The organism is Candidatus Microbacterium colombiense, assembly GCA_029203165.1.
GTDB lineage: Bacteria > Actinomycetota > Actinomycetes > Actinomycetales > Microbacteriaceae > Microbacterium > Microbacterium colombiense.
Map to the genome: position 1 here is coordinate 2,630,329 of CP119308.1, position 14,537 is coordinate 2,644,865.

General features: G+C 68.7%; 14 protein-coding genes. 5 read left to right on the forward strand and 9 right to left on the reverse strand.

Features of this window, described 5'->3' with window-relative positions:
* Positions 1-87: 87 nt before the first annotated feature.
* The 3 genes from P0Y60_12730 to P0Y60_12740 all read right to left on the reverse strand — a co-directional run bounded on the left by P0Y60_12730 (position 88) and on the right by P0Y60_12740 (position 1,904).
* Positions 88-633 (reverse strand): MerR family transcriptional regulator, encoded by a 546-nt coding sequence (locus P0Y60_12730; GenBank protein ID WEK60186.1) that lies wholly within the window; start codon positions 631-633, stop codon positions 88-90.
* Between the two features lie 99 nt (positions 634-732).
* Positions 733-1,419 carry a MerR family transcriptional regulator gene (locus P0Y60_12735; protein WEK60187.1) on the reverse strand — a complete coding sequence of 229 codons (687 nt, stop codon included), beginning with the start codon at positions 1,417-1,419 and terminating at the stop codon, positions 733-735.
* Positions 1,419-1,904, reverse strand: coding sequence for an FHA domain-containing protein (locus tag P0Y60_12740; GenBank protein ID WEK60188.1), 486 nt, complete (start codon positions 1,902-1,904; stop codon positions 1,419-1,421). The genes P0Y60_12735 and P0Y60_12740 overlap by 1 nt, the downstream gene beginning before the upstream one ends.
* A gap of 99 nt (positions 1,905-2,003) precedes the next feature.
* On the opposite strand from P0Y60_12740, the gene P0Y60_12745 reads away from it, so the two are divergent.
* Both P0Y60_12745 and lpdA read left to right on the forward strand, forming a co-directional pair.
* Positions 2,004-2,645, forward strand: coding sequence for a copper resistance protein CopC (locus P0Y60_12745; GenBank protein WEK60189.1), 642 nt, complete (start codon positions 2,004-2,006; stop codon positions 2,643-2,645).
* A gap of 9 nt (positions 2,646-2,654) precedes the next feature.
* A complete protein-coding gene (gene lpdA / locus P0Y60_12750) occupies positions 2,655-4,052 on the forward strand; it encodes a dihydrolipoyl dehydrogenase (GenBank protein ID WEK60190.1) in 1,398 nt (465 codons plus the stop codon).
* A gap of 56 nt (positions 4,053-4,108) precedes the next feature.
* Here lpdA and P0Y60_12755 read toward each other — a convergent pair whose 3' ends face one another.
* From P0Y60_12755 to P0Y60_12780, 6 genes are all read right to left on the reverse strand, one after another.
* Entirely contained in the window at positions 4,109-5,251 is a 1,143-nt protein-coding gene (locus P0Y60_12755; protein WEK60191.1) for an NAD(P)/FAD-dependent oxidoreductase, read from the reverse strand.
* The gene (locus P0Y60_12760) at positions 5,238-5,960 is read right to left on the reverse strand and encodes a methyltransferase domain-containing protein (GenBank protein ID WEK60192.1); all 723 of its coding nucleotides are present in this window, start codon (positions 5,958-5,960) and stop codon (positions 5,238-5,240) included. Before P0Y60_12760 ends, P0Y60_12755 begins: the two co-directional genes overlap by 14 nt.
* 6 nt (positions 5,961-5,966) lie before the next feature.
* Positions 5,967-7,115 carry a type III polyketide synthase gene (locus P0Y60_12765; protein WEK60193.1) on the reverse strand — a complete coding sequence of 383 codons (1,149 nt, stop codon included), beginning with the start codon at positions 7,113-7,115 and terminating at the stop codon, positions 5,967-5,969.
* Between the two features lie 72 nt (positions 7,116-7,187).
* Positions 7,188-7,802, reverse strand: a complete 615-nt coding sequence (locus P0Y60_12770) for a CYTH domain-containing protein (GenBank protein WEK60194.1) — start codon at positions 7,800-7,802, stop codon at positions 7,188-7,190.
* Positions 7,795-8,007, reverse strand: coding sequence for a response regulator (locus tag P0Y60_12775; GenBank protein ID WEK60195.1), 213 nt, complete (start codon positions 8,005-8,007; stop codon positions 7,795-7,797). Before P0Y60_12775 ends, P0Y60_12770 begins: the two co-directional genes overlap by 8 nt.
* A gap of 40 nt (positions 8,008-8,047) precedes the next feature.
* A complete protein-coding gene (locus P0Y60_12780) occupies positions 8,048-8,527 on the reverse strand; it encodes an A24 family peptidase (protein WEK60196.1) in 480 nt (159 codons plus the stop codon).
* 177 nt (positions 8,528-8,704) lie between these two features.
* Here P0Y60_12780 and P0Y60_12785 point away from each other — a divergent pair, with 177 nt between their 5' ends.
* Genes P0Y60_12785 through P0Y60_12795 form a run of 3 tightly spaced genes read left to right on the forward strand, consistent with a single transcriptional unit; the run spans position 8,705 to position 14,513 of the window.
* On the forward strand, positions 8,705-9,514 hold the full coding sequence (locus P0Y60_12785; protein WEK60197.1) for a hypothetical protein: 810 nt from the start codon (positions 8,705-8,707) through the stop codon (positions 9,512-9,514).
* Positions 9,511-11,049 carry a DNA polymerase Y family protein gene (locus tag P0Y60_12790; GenBank protein ID WEK60198.1) on the forward strand — a complete coding sequence of 513 codons (1,539 nt, stop codon included), beginning with the start codon at positions 9,511-9,513 and terminating at the stop codon, positions 11,047-11,049. Before P0Y60_12785 ends, P0Y60_12790 begins: the two co-directional genes overlap by 4 nt.
* On the forward strand, positions 11,049-14,513 hold the full coding sequence (locus P0Y60_12795; GenBank protein WEK62918.1) for an error-prone DNA polymerase: 3,465 nt from the start codon (positions 11,049-11,051) through the stop codon (positions 14,511-14,513). Before P0Y60_12790 ends, P0Y60_12795 begins: the two co-directional genes overlap by 1 nt.
* Positions 14,514-14,537: the final 24 nt, after the last annotated feature.

The window sequence follows — 14,537 nt, forward strand, 5'->3', positions numbered from 1 at the left end:
GATGAAGCGGCCGTCCTCGATGAGGACGGCCGCTTCTTCGTCTCTAGACGCCGTGGTCAGGCGGAGCGCTGGGAGCGACGGGCACTCTCAGGCGGAGCGCTGGGAGCGACGGGCACTGAGCTCGTCGACGGGGTCGGGTGCGGTCGCGTCGAACTGCACGAGCGTGGATTCGACTTCGCGCAACACCTTGCCCACGGCGATGCCGAAGACGCCCTGTCCGCGGCTGACCAGGTCGATGACCTCGTCGTTCGACGTGCAGAGGTAGACCGAGGCACCATCGCTCATGAGCGTCGTGCCCGCGAGATCGCTGATGCCGGCGCGGCGCAGCTCCTCGACGGCGGTGCGGATCTGCTGCAGCGAGATTCCGGTGTCGAGCAGGCTCTTGACGAGCTTCAGCACCAGGATGTCGCGGAATCCGTAGAGTCGCTGCGAACCGGAGCCGCTGGCGCCGCGCACCGTGGGCTCGACGAGCTCGGTACGCGCCCAGTAGTCGAGCTGGCGGTAGGTGATGCCGGCCGCGCGAGCGGCGACCGCACCGCGGTAGCCGACCTCGTCGTCCATGGCCGGAAGACCGTCGGTGAAGAGGAGTTCGGGCACGAAGCGCGAGTCTCCTGCGAGCTCATCCGCATTCATCTGAATTCCTCCCTGGAACGGTTATCTCCACGCTAGAGCAGTGCCCGGGCAGCGGCAATGACATCCGTGCGACGACGAAGGTGTGTCGCAACCAGTTCGTTACGAAAGGATGCGGGACAGCGCATCCTTGACGAAGAGCGAGCGCACTTCGTCGATCTTCGATGCCAGTTCCGGAGCCAGCTCGCTCGCCTTGGCGCGCGAAGTGGCGTCGGTGCGACGGAGCAGCGCCGACATCGCCGACTCGATCAGCGCGACCTCGCGCTCGGCGCCCTGGCGCAGTGAACGCAGGTGGCGGGGTTCGATGCCGTGGCGATCCAATGCCACGAGGCCGCGGAGCAGGGACACCACCGATTCGGCGTAGTTCTCCTGCGCCGTGATCACACCGGTGCTGATCGCGTCGTTGAGCAGCTGCGGACCCGCCCCGGCCGCGGCGAGGAGTTCGTCGCGGCGATACCGGCGCGGCGCGGGTGCAATCGAGGGCGGCGGTGTGAGGGATGCACCCTCGCCCCGCGCATCGACCTCATCGAGCTGCTCCCGGATCACGCTGAGCGGGAGGTAGTGGTCACGCTGCAGTGTGAGTCCGAGCCGAAGGCGCTCGATGTCGGTGGAGGAGAACTTGCGATACCCCGACTCCGTTCGAGATGGGGTCACGATGCCCTGCACCTCGAGGAAACGGAGCTTGCTGGATGTCAGGTCGGGGAACTCCGGCGTGAGCCTGGCCAGGACCTGGCCGATACTCAACAGGCCCGCGGACGCTGAGCGTTCGCGGGCGGGAGAAGCCGCCATCAGATGTTCGCCGTGGGGCGATCGACAGGGGCCGCGAAGAAGTTGAGTCGGAACTTGCCGACGCGCACCTCGGATCCATCCACCAGAGGGCTGCGATCGACGCGCTCGCCGTTCACGTAGGTGCCGTTGAGCGAGCGCTGATCGATGATCTCGAAGCTCGATCCGCTCCGAGTGACCTCGGCGTGACGGCGCGACACGGTCACGTCGTCGAAGAAGATGTCCGCCTCGGGGTGTCGTCCCACCGTCGTCACGTCTGTGTCCAGGAGATACCTGGCCCCGGCGAGTGCGCCGGAGCGCACCAGCAGCAACGCGGAGCCCGAAGGCAGAGCCGCGATCGCGGACTGCTCCACGTCGGTGAGTTCCACGCCGAACGGCACGAACGACAGGTCCGAATCGTGTCCGAACGTCTGCGTCACATCATGTTTCTGCTCACCGGAACGGTGAATCGCCGAATCCCCGGCCGGTCGGCTGTCGCTGTCTGTCACTGTGCCCTCCTCGTTCTCCAGACTAACTGATGCCGAGGCCCTCACGGGAGGCCGCTTCATACTCAGCCATCGCATACCGGAGATTCATAGGCTGAGGGTGTGCAGACCTCCGCCCTTCGTTCCCCCGCCGTCCCCTTCGCGCTCGCCGTGACGCTGCTGACCGCGTTCCTCGTGCTGTTCGCGCCGCTCTCCGCGTCGGCGCACGATGCTCTCGTGTCGTCTTCGCCCGAGTCCGGCGGCACCGTCGACACGCTCCCGGCCGAGCTGACGCTGACGTTCAGCGCCAAGCTGATCAGCGGGGAGGGTGCCACCGAAGTCGTCGTCACGGACCCCGACGGCAACTCGGTCATCGACGGACCCGCCGTCGTAGACGGAGCGATCGTCACGCAACCGCTCACCAGCGGTGGCGGCGCCGGCGAATACCACGTGATCTGGAAGGTCGTGTCGAGCGACGGTCACCCGACGTCCGACGAGTACTTCTTCACGGTCGCCACCGGCACCGAGGCGACGCCGACGCCGACGGCATCCGCCCCGTCGACCGCCGCTCCCTCGCAGAACGAGACGGCGACGCCGGAAGCGACATCCACTCCCGCTCCCACCGCGACCTCGAGTGCATCCGCGTGGCTCTGGGCGTTGTCGATCGGCGGGATCGCGGTCATCGCGGCGCTGATGGTCTGGTACTCCGTTCGCGCTCGGAAGAACGGCACCACGACCGATTCCGACCCCTCCTCGGAGCGATAGGCTTAACGCATGCCTCATTACGACGTCGTCATCCTCGGTGCAGGTCCTGGTGGATACGTCGCTGCGGTTCGCAGCGCGCAGCTCGGCCTGTCCACCGCCATCATCGAGGAGAAGTACTGGGGTGGTGTCTGCCTCAACGTGGGCTGCATCCCCTCCAAGGCTCTCCTGAAGAACGCGGAGCTCGCGCACACGCTCAACCACAAGGCCGACTTCTTCGGCATCTCGGGTGAGTTCACGATCGACTTCGGCAAGGCGTTCGACCGCAGCCGCGAGGTCGCGGAAGGCCGCGTCAAGGGCATCCACTTCCTGATGAAGAAGAACAAGGTGACCGAGTACAACGGTCGCGGTACGTTCACCGGCCCGAAGGCGATCTCGGTCGCCAAGGCGGACGGTTCGACGGAGGAGGTCACGTTCGACAACGTGATCATCGCCACGGGCTCCAAGGTGCGTCTGCTGCCGGGTGTCACCCTGAGCGACAACGTCGTGACCTACGAAGAGCAGATCATGACGCGTGAACTGCCCGAGTCGATCGTCATCGTCGGCGCCGGAGCGATCGGCATGGAGTTCGCCTACGTTCTGACGAACTACGGCGTCAAGGTCACCATCATCGAGTTCCTCGACCGCGCACTCCCCAACGAGGATGCCGACGTGTCGAAGGAGATCACGAAGCAGTACAAGAACTACGGCGTCGACATCCTCACCTCCACCAAGGTCGAGACGATCGTCGACAACGGCTCGTCCGTCACCGTCACCTACACCGGCAAGGACGGGCAGCAGTCGTCGATCGAGACCGGCAAGGTTCTCATGTCGGTCGGATTCGCCCCGAACATCGAGGGCTTCGGTCTCGACAAGACCGGCGTGAAGCTGACCGAGCGCGGCGCGATCGACATCGACGACCACATGCGCACCAACGTCGAGGGCATCTACGCCATCGGCGACGTGACCGCCAAGCTGCAGCTCGCCCACGTCGCCGAGGCCCAGGGCGTCGTCGCCGCCGAGACCATCGGCGGCGCGGAGACGCAGACGCTGGGCGACTACCGCATGATGCCGCGGGCGACATTCTGCTCGCCGCAGGTCGCCTCGTTCGGTCTCACCGAGCAGCAGGCGAAGGACGAGGGGCGCGACATCAAGGTCGTCAGCTTCCCGTTCATGGCCAACGGCAAGGCGCACGGGCTCGGCGAGCCCGTCGGCTTCGTCAAGCTGATCGCCGACGCCGAGCACCTCGAGCTCATCGGCGCCCACATGATCGGCCCGGATGTCTCGGAGCTCCTGCCCGAGCTGACGCTGGCCCAGAAGTGGGATCTCACGGCACTCGAGCTGGCTCGCAACGTGCACACGCACCCGACGCTGTCGGAGGCTCTCCAGGAGGGCTTCCACGGACTCGCGGGACACATGATCAACTTCTGATCACCCACGATCACCGAAGGCCCGGTTCCGCACATCGCGGACCGGGCCTTCGTGCGTCACAGCCCGCGCATGGTGATGAGTCCGGAGGCCCAGGGTCGCAGCGGAGGACTGCCGAGGGCGCGGACCACCGCGTCTCGTGCGCGCCCACCCATCCCCCTCGCGGGGCTCCCCATCGCCATGTAGAACGCACTGCGCTGCTGCGCTGCGCGCGTGGACCGCCGTACGTGGCGCTCGTAATCACCGAAATCGGCACAGGTCCCCCCGCGTGCGCGTATGATCGCCGCCGCGAGGTGCCGGGCATCGACCCAGCCCAGATTCATGCCCTGCCCGCCGATCGGACTGATCTCGTGAGCGGCGTCACCCAGAAGAGCCAGCCGGCCGCGGACGACCGGGGACGAGCCGTGCTGCGCGGCGACGAACGGCGACACCACGGCATCATCGTCGATCTCGGCGCGGAGCCCCGTCCGAGCGTGGATCTGCGCACGCAGGGTCGCCGCGGTCGACGCGGCGGCATCCGCCGGGGATGACTGCCGCGCCACCCACCGACGCCCACCACCGGGCAACGGGAACGACTCCACGAGTCCGTCGGGCTCGCAGTACAACGCGGCACGTGCGCCACTCGACGGATCGACGACATCGACCATCACGTATGCCGCGCGGCCGGGAGATCGGCGCCAATGCGCCCCCATCGTGGCGCGCACCATGCTGCGCACCCCGTCGGCGCCGACCACGAGGGCTGCCGTCAGCTCCTGCTGATCACCGGCACGATCGACCGTGACGCGGACGAACGATCCCTCATCCCGCACCGCATGCACCGATGCCCCGAGACGCAGCCCGCTACCGGTCGGGACGTGACGGGTCAGATCGTCGAACCTCGCCCTGAGCAACGCTCCGGTGACCGGTTGCGGGAGCACGCGCACCCCGCGATCGGACCGGAAGTCGAGCGAGGCCAGGAGCCGGCCGCGGCTGAAGACGTCACCACCCTCGAGCTCGCGTGCAGCCGCCCTGACATCGGCTCCGACGCCGACAGCGTCGAGAGCAGCGAGACCGGGTTGGTGGATACCGATCGCTCGTGCTCGATCGTCCGCACCGTCCGTGCGCTCCAGCACGGCCACGTCGACGCCGTCCTGTGCAAGCAGGCAGGCCAGGAGCAGACCGACGGGGCCCGCTCCGACGATCAGAACCTCATGATCGGGCATCGCCGGGCTCCCACCGCATCTCCAGACGCCACGGCATCCCGCGCCGCACCGTCCAGCCGCTCGGCGCGAGCGCCGCGAGCTCGGGAGCGGTGTAGGAGCGACGGATGCTGATGAGCCCATCGGTGCGAATGAAGGTGCCCGCGAAGAGGGAGCGGGCGAACGGGAACGTCGCTGCGGCGAACAGTCCGTAGGCGATGGGGCTGCGGGCGATGTCATGGTGAACGACCAGACCCGACGCGCCGGCGAGCGTCCGGGTCTCGTCGAGCAGATCCGACAGTTCGTCCGTCGTGAGGTGATGGAGCAGATGGTTGGACAGCACGATGTCGAAGGTCTCCCCGGCCGCCACCAGATCCGCCGTCGCCGCACACCGATACCTGGCCCCGGCACCGGCGTCGTGGGACTGCGCCCAGCGCATCGCGCGCTCGTCCGGGTCCAGCGCGGTGATCTCGGCATCGAGTCCATCGCGACGAAGACGAGCGGCCAGCACCCGGCACAGGTCTCCACCGCCCGCCCCGACATCGAGGATGCGCACCCGCCCGCGCCGCGCCAGGGGGCGCACGTCACGCCGGTACAGCGCGCCGGGACGGGAGACGATCGCATTCACCAGGGCGAACCGCCGATACGTCTGCTCCAGCATCCGCGGATCGGCATCCGCCTCATCCATCAGTTCCCGGGCGTCGGCCGCTCGGGCAGAGAGATTCAGGGGCATGGCTCCCTACGCCTCGACCGTGAGGAGGGCGCTCTCGGCGGTGAGCCCGGGGCCGAACGCCATGGCGACCACCCGGTCGCCCACTGCGGCATCGGCGTGGTCGAGGATGCGCTGGAGCACGAAGAACACGGTGGCGCTGGACATGTTGCCGTTCTCCCGCAGGACCTCGCGCGCAGGGTGCAACTGCACGTCGCTCAGATGCAGTCGATCCTGCACCCTGTCCAGGATGCTGCGCCCACCGGGATGGATCGCCCAGTGCCGCACGTTCTCGCCGATGGTCCCTCGCGCGAAGGCCGCGGCGAGAGCGTCGTCCGGGGCGTAGAGCGGGCGGAGAGCGTCGACGATGGTCTCTCCGATGATGTGCGGGACCGCGGTGGACAGGATCATCTCGAAGCCGAGGTCACCGATGGTCCAGGCCATGTCCTTCTCCCCCTCCGGCGCGATCGCGGTGTGGAAGCCGTCCAGCCGCAGTGCCGGACCGGCGGAGCGGAGCGGGCGGGCGGTGACGATGCCCGCGGCCGCGCCGTCGGCGAAGAGAGACGATGCCACGATCGTGTCGGGATCCTCGGAGGAGCGCAGGTGCAGCGTGCACAGCTCGACGCTGACGATCAGCACGACGGCGTTCTGATCGGCGGCGCAGAACTGACTCGCGGCGCGAAGTGCGGGCATCGAGGCATAGCACCCCATGAACCCGAAGTGATAGCGCTGCACGGCGTCGCTCAGGCCCAGTGCCCGCACGATCGCATAGTCCGGGCCCGGCGCGTGGAAGCCCGTGCACGAGACCGTGATGACGTGCGTGATGTCGGCGGGACCCAGCTCCGGATCGGCCTCGATCACACGGCGCGCTGCCTCCACGTAGAGCGTGGTGGCCTCCCGGACATAGACCTCGTTGCGCTCCTTGGTGCTGGGCGCCAACAGGGCACCGGTGGCGCGATCGAAGAACACCGGGTCCTCGGTCTCGGTCTCCAGCGAGAGCTCCTCGATCACGGTGTGCCGCTGATCGATTCCCGAGACGTTGAAGGAGGTCGCGACGATCCGCTGCGCCAGGCGACCCAGGTCGGGTTGCGCGGCGAACACGTCGCGCACCTGCTCCTGCACGAGGACGGTGTCGGGGACGACCGTCCGGATCGATCTCAGCACGGCAGGTCGGCTCATGGTGTCACTCAAGCACTCCGCGCCCCGGGAGGGGAAGGGGGTTGTGCGGATGCCCGGTGTCTGTGAAGCCGATCAGAACCCCAGGGCTCTCGCGAGCTTGGATCCGGACGCGGAGTGCCGCCCGCCCGCGGCCTGCACGGCCTGGTCCACGGCGAGGAAGAAGGCGAGCCGGCCGGCAGGGTCGGCGGGAGCGGCGGGGCCGAGCTCCATCTCCCACTCACGCCATTCCCGTTGGATTCCGCTGCGCAGATCGGTCGCCCGCACGTGGTCGTCGACGAACTCGGCGACCACGCCTCCGGGGCCGGTGAGCAGATAGGCGGTGCGATCGTTCTCGATGCGCGCCAGTGGGGTCAGAGCGTCGGTCGTCCAGCGGGCGATGGTGGTCGCGACGGCATCGGGGATGCTCTCGCCGTCGCCGAGCGGCCAGCCCAGTTCGACGCGCCCATCGCCCTCTCGCGGACCCTTCACATGCCATCCCTCATCGGGACCGCCGGTGCGACGGCGCAGCGCGACGCCGGAACGGGCGAGCGCGCCATCCGCCGTGTCGAGGTACCGGGCGTCGAGAGCACGCGCCTCCCCGTCGGAGACGGCTTCCACCCCGGGGACACCGCTCCAGTCCGGCAACGACGTCACGACATCGACGTCGTACTTGCGCTCGATCTCGACGGTACGTGAGGGCTCAGTCATCCGAGGGGCTGATGTCCTCGAGGGACTCGTCGAACCAGTAGTCGACCTCGGTGGGGCCGTCGGAGGAGCCGGTGTTCTGGGGCTCGCCGCGACGGTGGTAGACCACCTGCGTCTCGCTGTACGGGACGATCAGCTTGTCGTCCGCATCGCCCAGAGGAATGATCTGCCCGTCCAGCGGGCCGCCGTGAAGTCGCGCGAGTGCCATGTGCTCACCCTAGCCCCGCCCCTCCGACACCGCGCGGGACTCACGGGCCTCCGGGGAAGATCGCCCCGATCGCGGCGCCGATGATCATCCAGGGGCCGAAGGCGATCCGCGTGGAACCGTCCGCCCGTTTCAGGGCGATCAGGCCCACCGCGTAGAGGGCGCCGAGCACGAAGGCGGATGCCGCCCCCACGGCGAGCGCCTGCCACCCGTGCCAGCCCAGGACCAGTCCGATCACGGCGGCGAGCTTCACGTCGCCCCCGCCCATGCCCGCGGGGCTGAGCATCCGCAGCACCGCGTAGAAGCCGCCGAGGATCAGCAGACCCAGCCCGCCGCGGATCAGCGCCGCCGACTCCCCCGTCGCGAACGCGTCGAGAGACGCGAGCGCGAGCGACACGACGAGTGTGGGCAGCACGATTCGGTTCGGCAGACGATGCGTGCGGGCGTCGATGACCATCAGCCAGGATCCGACGCCGGCCAGCGCCAGATGAGTGAGGACGATGAGCACGGCGCGGAGATCCATGTCGGCAGGCTAGGGGCTTCTCGAAGGAGGCCGGAACCGGCTGTGGATAACCCCCGTCAGGCATCGGACGACGGCCGGGACGACCGATCGCGAGAGTACCGATCGCGATGTCCGATGTACGAATTAGCGTGATCGGTACGACTTGATTTATTAGAACATATCTTCGAGGATGGAATCATGGGGATCGGGCTCGATGCGGTGACCGCGCTCTCTCCGACGGGCGACTCCCGCGCCGGAGAGGTGCTGCGACTGCGCCGCGAGATCAGCAGGATGCAGCGCCGCCGCAGCGACGACGCGCTGCTCCCGCTCGACCCCGCCTTCGCCACCCTCCTCCCGGAAGGAGGGCTGCAGACCGGCAGCTCGTACACCGTCTCCCCGTCTCCGAGTCTCGTGCTCGCTCTGCTCAGCGCCGCCTCCCGGAAAGGGCACTGGTGCGCCGTGGTGGGCATGCCCACTCTCGGGGTGGAGGCGGCGGCGGCCTTCGGCATCGATCTCTCCCGACTGATCCTCGTTCCCGATCCCGCCGAGCGGTGGCTCGCGGTGACCTCCGCGCTCGCCGAGGTCGTTCCCCTGATCGTCATGCGTCCGGGCGGCCGAGCACGCGATGCCGATGCCTCCCGCCTCAGTGCGCGCCTGCGCGACCGGGGATGCACGCTGCTCGTCACCGATTCACCCGCCGGGGACTGGCCGCAGAACGAGGGCACGATACGCCTCGACGATCCGCAGTGGCATGGCCTCGGAGCCGGATGGGGACTGCTCTCCGACTGCACGGTCACCGTGACGGCGCTGACCAGGCGCAGCCCCCATCCCTCGAGCGTCCGGGTGCGCCTTCCGAGCAGCCAGGGTCTCGTCGAGGTGCTCGACTCCCCGAAGGAGCGCACCCGGATCACCGGCGGCGAACTCACCGCCCTGCCTGCGCTCCCCGTTGAGATCGCCCTGCCGTCATCCGACTCCGGCGAGCTCTCCTTCTGGGCGGAGGCAGGATGAATGCCCCGCTCCGCGTTCTCGTGCTCTGGTTTCCCGACTGGCCGCTTCGGGCGCTCCTCGGCGCACCTCCCCCGCACCCGCCCGCGGCGCTGGTGCATGCCAACACCGTCGTCGCCTGCACCGCCTCGGCACGCGAGCATGGCGTGCGCTCCGGGCAGCGCCGACGGGTCGCACAGGGACACCTCTCGTCGCTGCAGGTACTCGCCCACGATCCCGCGCGGGATGAGCGCGCCTTCCTGCCCGTCCTGCAGATCATCGAGAAGCATGCCCCGGGAGTCGCTCAGCTCCGTCCGGGGCTGGCCGTCCTGCGCGCCCGAGGAATCTCCCGCTATCACGGCGGGGAGGCCGAGGCGGCGAGTGCCCTGATCGATGTCCTGACCGAGGCCGGCTTCCCTGAAGTGCGCATCGGCGTGGCTGACGGCCCGTTCACGGCGGAGATCGCCGCCCGCGGCCCGCATCCCCGCACCGTGGTGCCGGCCGGCCGCTCCCAGGAGTTCCTGGCCCCCTACCCCGTGCAGGTGCTGCGCGACGAGCAGATCCCCGAGCTCCTGATCCGGTTGGGCGTACGCACGCTCGGGCAGTTCACCGCGCTGCCCGCGATCGAGGTCCGCGATCGATTCGGCGAGCGCGGAGCACGCCTGCATTCCCTCGCCGCCGGGGCGGATTCGCGGGCGCTCGCTCCGCGCCCTCCCGACCCCGAGCTGGTGAGGAGCGTGGAGTTCGAGACTCCTCTGGCCGGCGCGGACCAGGTGGCTTTCGCCGTTCGGCAGACGGCAGACGGGGTGCTGGTCGCCCTGGGCGACGCCTCGGCCGTCTGCACGGAGGTCAGGATCGATCTGACCGACGACAACGGTCAGGTGTTCTCCCGAACCTGGCTGCACCCGACCTGCTTCGATGCCTCCGATCTCGTCGACCGGGTGCGGTGGCAGCTCGAGGCCCTGGCCGCTCAGAGCGCGAAGGAACCGGTCGACGAGGCCCGGGCATTCGGAGGCATCTCCGTCGTGCGCATCGTCCCGGTCGCGGTGGATGACGCCGCCCATCATCAGCCCGGGCTGTTCGGTTCCGGCACCGATGAGCGGCTCCATCATGCGGTGTCGCGTGTGCAGACGATGGTGGGTCACGAGGGGGTGGTCACCGCTGCGGTCTCGGGTGGCCGATGGCTTGCCGATCGGCAGGTACTCACGCCCTGGGGAGAGCGCACCGTCGCTCCACGCGATCCCGCACTGCCCTGGCCTGGCAGCCTGCCCGACCCCCTTCCCGCAGAGGTGTTCCGTCCTCCGCGGCCCATCGGGGTGAACGCGGCGGATGGCGGCGCGATCAGCATCGACGACCGAGGAGCGCTCACCGCGGTTCCCGCCCAGATCGACGGGAGCACCGTGCAGGGCTGGGCGGGCCCCTGGCCGATCCACGAACGGCGTTGGGTCTCCGGTGGAGGCAAGAGAGGGCACCGGCTGCAGATCGTCGACGATCGTGACCGGGCATGGCTGGTCTTCTGCACCGGCGAGCGCTGGTGGGCCGAGGGGAGATACCGCTGATGGGCTGGCACAATCCTCCGCTGACCTGGAACGAGCTGGAGCGCACTCTCAGTGCGGAGGAGTCGTCCCCGCATCCGACCGGCTCCGAGCCCCGCGGTCACCGGGTCGACCCCGGCCCGGTGAGTCGTCGGCGGCAACGGACTCCTCCGACGGAACTCCTGCGCCCCACAGACGCTGTCCCCTATGCCGAGTTGCACGCGCACTCCTCCTACTCCTTCCTCGACGGCGCCTCATCGCCCGAAGATCTTCTGTCGGAGGCGGAGCGCCTGGGGCTGACGGCATTGGCCCTCACGGATCACGACGGCTTCTATGGCGCCGCCCGCTTCGCCGAGGTCGCCGAGCTGATGGACGTGCATCTGCAGACCGTGTTCGGTGCCGAGCTGTCGTTGGATCTGACGGCTCCACAGCGCGGCACCCCGGATCCTCAGGGCTCGCATCTGCTGGTGCTCGCCCGGGGCATGGAGGGCTATCACCGCCTGTCAGGGGCCATCACCGCGGCGCAGCTGCGCGGGGGCGAGAAGGGGCGCCCCGTCTACGATCTCGACGAGCTCGCGGCGAGCGCGGACGGACAGTGGACGATCCTCACGGGATGCCGCAAGGGCAGCGTCCGCCTCGGTCTGGAGAACGGGGATGCGGCGACGCCTCTGCGCCACCTGGTCGATCTGTTCGGCGCGGATCACGTGGCAGTGGAGCTCTTCGACCACGGCGATCCGCAGGACACGGGGCGCAACGACGCCCTCACGGAACTCGCGACACGGATGCGCCTGCCGGTGGTGGCGACGAACAACGTGCACTATGCGACCCCGGAACGGGCACAGCTCGCCGAAGCCGTCGCCGCCGTGCGTGCGGTGCGCAGCATGGACGATCTCGACGGGTGGCTGCCGGCGCACGGCGGAGCACATCTGCGCAGCGGGGCGGAGATGGCGGCGCGTTTCCGGCGGTATCCCGGCGCCCTCTCCTACGGGCTCGAACTGGCCGCCGCCTCCGCCTTCCCGTTACGGCGCGCACGCCCGGATCTCCCCCAGCAGGAGGTTCCGGAGGGGCACACGCCGATGAGCTGGCTGCGGGCACTCGTCTGGCAGGCGGTTCCCACGAAGTATCCGCGACTGGACGATGAGGGGCGCAGACGGATCGAACGCGAGCTGGACGTGATCGAGGAGAAGGACTTCCCCGGGTACTTCCTCATCGTGCACGACATCGTCGCAGAGGCCCGACGTCGCGGCATCCTCTGCCAGGGGCGGGGGTCTGCCGCGGCGAGCGCGGTCTGCTATCTGCTGAGCATCACCGCCGTCGATCCGATCCTGTACCGCCTGCCCTTCGAGCGCTTCCTCGCGACCACCCGGCAGGAGGAGCCCGACATCGACGTGGACTTCGACTCACGGCGACGGGAGGAGATCATCCAGTGGGTGTACGGCCGGTACGGACGCCAGCGGGCCGCACAGGTGGCGAACGTCATCCAGTACCGCCCCAAGAACGCGATACGCGACATGGCGCGAGCGCTCGGCTATTCCCCGGGTCAGCAGGATGCCTGGTCTCGGCAGGTCGACGGCTGGAGCGCGGGGTTGGAGGTCGCCGATGAGCATGACATCCCGGAGAATGTGCTCGAGTACGCGGGCGAGCTGCTGAAGGCACCTCGCCATCTCGGCATCCACTCCGGGGGCATGGTCCTGACCGCTCGACCGGTCGGTGAGGTCGTGCCGGTGGAGCATGCCCGCATGGAGGATCGCACGGTCATCCAGTGGGATAAGGACGATGCGGCGTGGATGGGACTGGTGAAGTTCGATCTGCTGGGGCTCGGGATGCTCGCCGCCCTTCAACACAGCTTCGATCTCATCCACGACGCCACCGGTGAGAAGTGGACCCTGGAGACCATCCCCAAAGAGGAGCCGGCCGTCTACGACATGCTGTGCCGTGCGGACTCGATCGGGGTGTTCCAGGTGGAGTCCCGCGCGCAGATCGGTCTGCTCCCCCGACTGCAGCCGCGGAGCTTCTACGACCTGACGATCCAGATCGCGCTCATCCGCCCCGGACCCATCCAAGGTGGCGCCGTGCATCCCTTCGTGCGGCGCAAGATCGCGAAGGACCGGATCGACGAGGAGAATCGGGAGCGGGCGACGCGCGGCGAGGATCCGTTGCCGTTCACGATCCCCTACGCCCACCCCGACCTGGAGGACATCCTCCGACGCACACTGGGCGTGCCGATCTTCCAGGAGCAGCTCATCCAGATGGCCACGGCCATCGGCGACTGCACGGCCGACGAAGCCGACCTGCTGCGCCGAGCCATGGGTTCCAAGCGCGGACTCGAGAAGATCGAGAAGATCCGTAAGAAGCTCTATGCGGGGATGACCCGGCGCGGGCTGGATGCGGAGACCTCGGATCGCATCTACGCGCAGATCCAGGCCTTCTCGAACTTCGGTTTCGCCGAGTCGCACTCGTTGTCGTTCGCACTGCTCGTCTACGCCAGTTCCTGGGTGAAGTTGCACTATCCCGCGGCCTTCCTCGCGGGTCTCCTGCGTTCTCAGCCGATGGGCTTCTACTCCGCGGCGACTCTCACCGCCGATGCCCGCCGTCATGGCGTGGAGGTGCATCGCCCCGATCTGCACGCCTCCGGCGCGACCGAGATGATGGAGCCCCTCTCCTCCACGACGACCGGAAAGCCGACGGGGCAGGACTCCTGCCTCGCCGATCCGCAACCACCGACGCTCCGCTTCGACAGGAGCGCGGTGGACGACTCCGCCGCCCACCGCAGGGACGGCGGATACGCGGTGCGGTTGGGGCTCGGCGGAGTGCGCGGGATCGGAGCGCCCCTCGCGGAGCGGATCGTCGCCGAGCGGGAGAAGAACGGCGTCTACCTCGATCTGAACGACCTGGTCAGACGGACGGATGCCTCGGCGGCGCAGCTGGAAGCGCTGGCCACGGCAGGGGCGTTCGCGTGCTTGGGCTTGGAACGCCGAGAGGCGATGTGGCTCGCCGGCGCCGCGGCCGAGGACCGAGCACGATTCCTTCCCGGAACGACGGTGGCCGTGCAGCCCCCCTTGTTCGCCGACCAGACCAGCTACGAGAAGCTCTCCGCCGATCTCTGGGCCACCGGAGTCTCGACCGACGACCATCCGATGACCCACTTCCGCGACGCGCTGCGGGAACGCGGTGTTCTCACCGCCACAGACCTCCAGTCGCACGAGGTGGGTCGGCGGATCGAGGTCGCCGGTCTCGTGACCCATCGCCAACGCCCGGCGACGGCAGCGGGCGTCACCTTCGTGAACCTCGAGGACGAGAGCGGGCTGGTCAACGTCGTCTGTTCGATGGGCGTGTGGAACCGCTACCGTCGGGTGGCTCGCGATTCGCCGGCGCTCATCATCCGCGGCATCCTGGAGCGTTCCCCTGAGGGCGTGATCAACGTACTGGCCGATGCCTTCGAGGATCTGCGCACGGGGCTCTCCCACCGCTCACGGGACTTCCGGTGAGCGCCGGGTCACCGAAAGCGACCG

What these genes read in the sequence shown, in the direction of transcription:
- P0Y60_12730 (WEK60186.1), bottom strand. Translation starts at nt 633, where the DNA reads ATGAATGCGGATGAGCTCGCAGGAGACTCGCGCTTCGTGCCCGAACTC.
- P0Y60_12735 (WEK60187.1), bottom strand. Translation starts at nt 1,419, where the DNA reads ATGGCGGCTTCTCCCGCCCGCGAACGCTCAGCGTCCGCGGGCCTGTTG.
- lpdA (WEK60190.1), top strand. Translation starts at nt 2,655, where the DNA reads ATGCCTCATTACGACGTCGTCATCCTCGGTGCAGGTCCTGGTGGATAC.
- P0Y60_12755 (WEK60191.1), bottom strand. Translation starts at nt 5,251, where the DNA reads ATGCCCGATCATGAGGTTCTGATCGTCGGAGCGGGCCCCGTCGGTCTG.
- P0Y60_12760 (WEK60192.1), bottom strand. Translation starts at nt 5,960, where the DNA reads ATGCCCCTGAATCTCTCTGCCCGAGCGGCCGACGCCCGGGAACTGATG.
- P0Y60_12765 (WEK60193.1), bottom strand. Translation starts at nt 7,115, where the DNA reads ATGAGCCGACCTGCCGTGCTGAGATCGATCCGGACGGTCGTCCCCGAC.
- P0Y60_12770 (WEK60194.1), bottom strand. Translation starts at nt 7,802, where the DNA reads ATGACTGAGCCCTCACGTACCGTCGAGATCGAGCGCAAGTACGACGTC.
- P0Y60_12775 (WEK60195.1), bottom strand. Translation starts at nt 8,007, where the DNA reads ATGGCACTCGCGCGACTTCACGGCGGCCCGCTGGACGGGCAGATCATT.
- P0Y60_12780 (WEK60196.1), bottom strand. Translation starts at nt 8,527, where the DNA reads ATGGATCTCCGCGCCGTGCTCATCGTCCTCACTCATCTGGCGCTGGCC.
- P0Y60_12785 (WEK60197.1), top strand. Translation starts at nt 8,705, where the DNA reads ATGGGGATCGGGCTCGATGCGGTGACCGCGCTCTCTCCGACGGGCGAC.
- P0Y60_12790 (WEK60198.1), top strand. Translation starts at nt 9,511, where the DNA reads ATGAATGCCCCGCTCCGCGTTCTCGTGCTCTGGTTTCCCGACTGGCCG.
- P0Y60_12795 (WEK62918.1), top strand. Translation starts at nt 11,049, where the DNA reads ATGGGCTGGCACAATCCTCCGCTGACCTGGAACGAGCTGGAGCGCACT.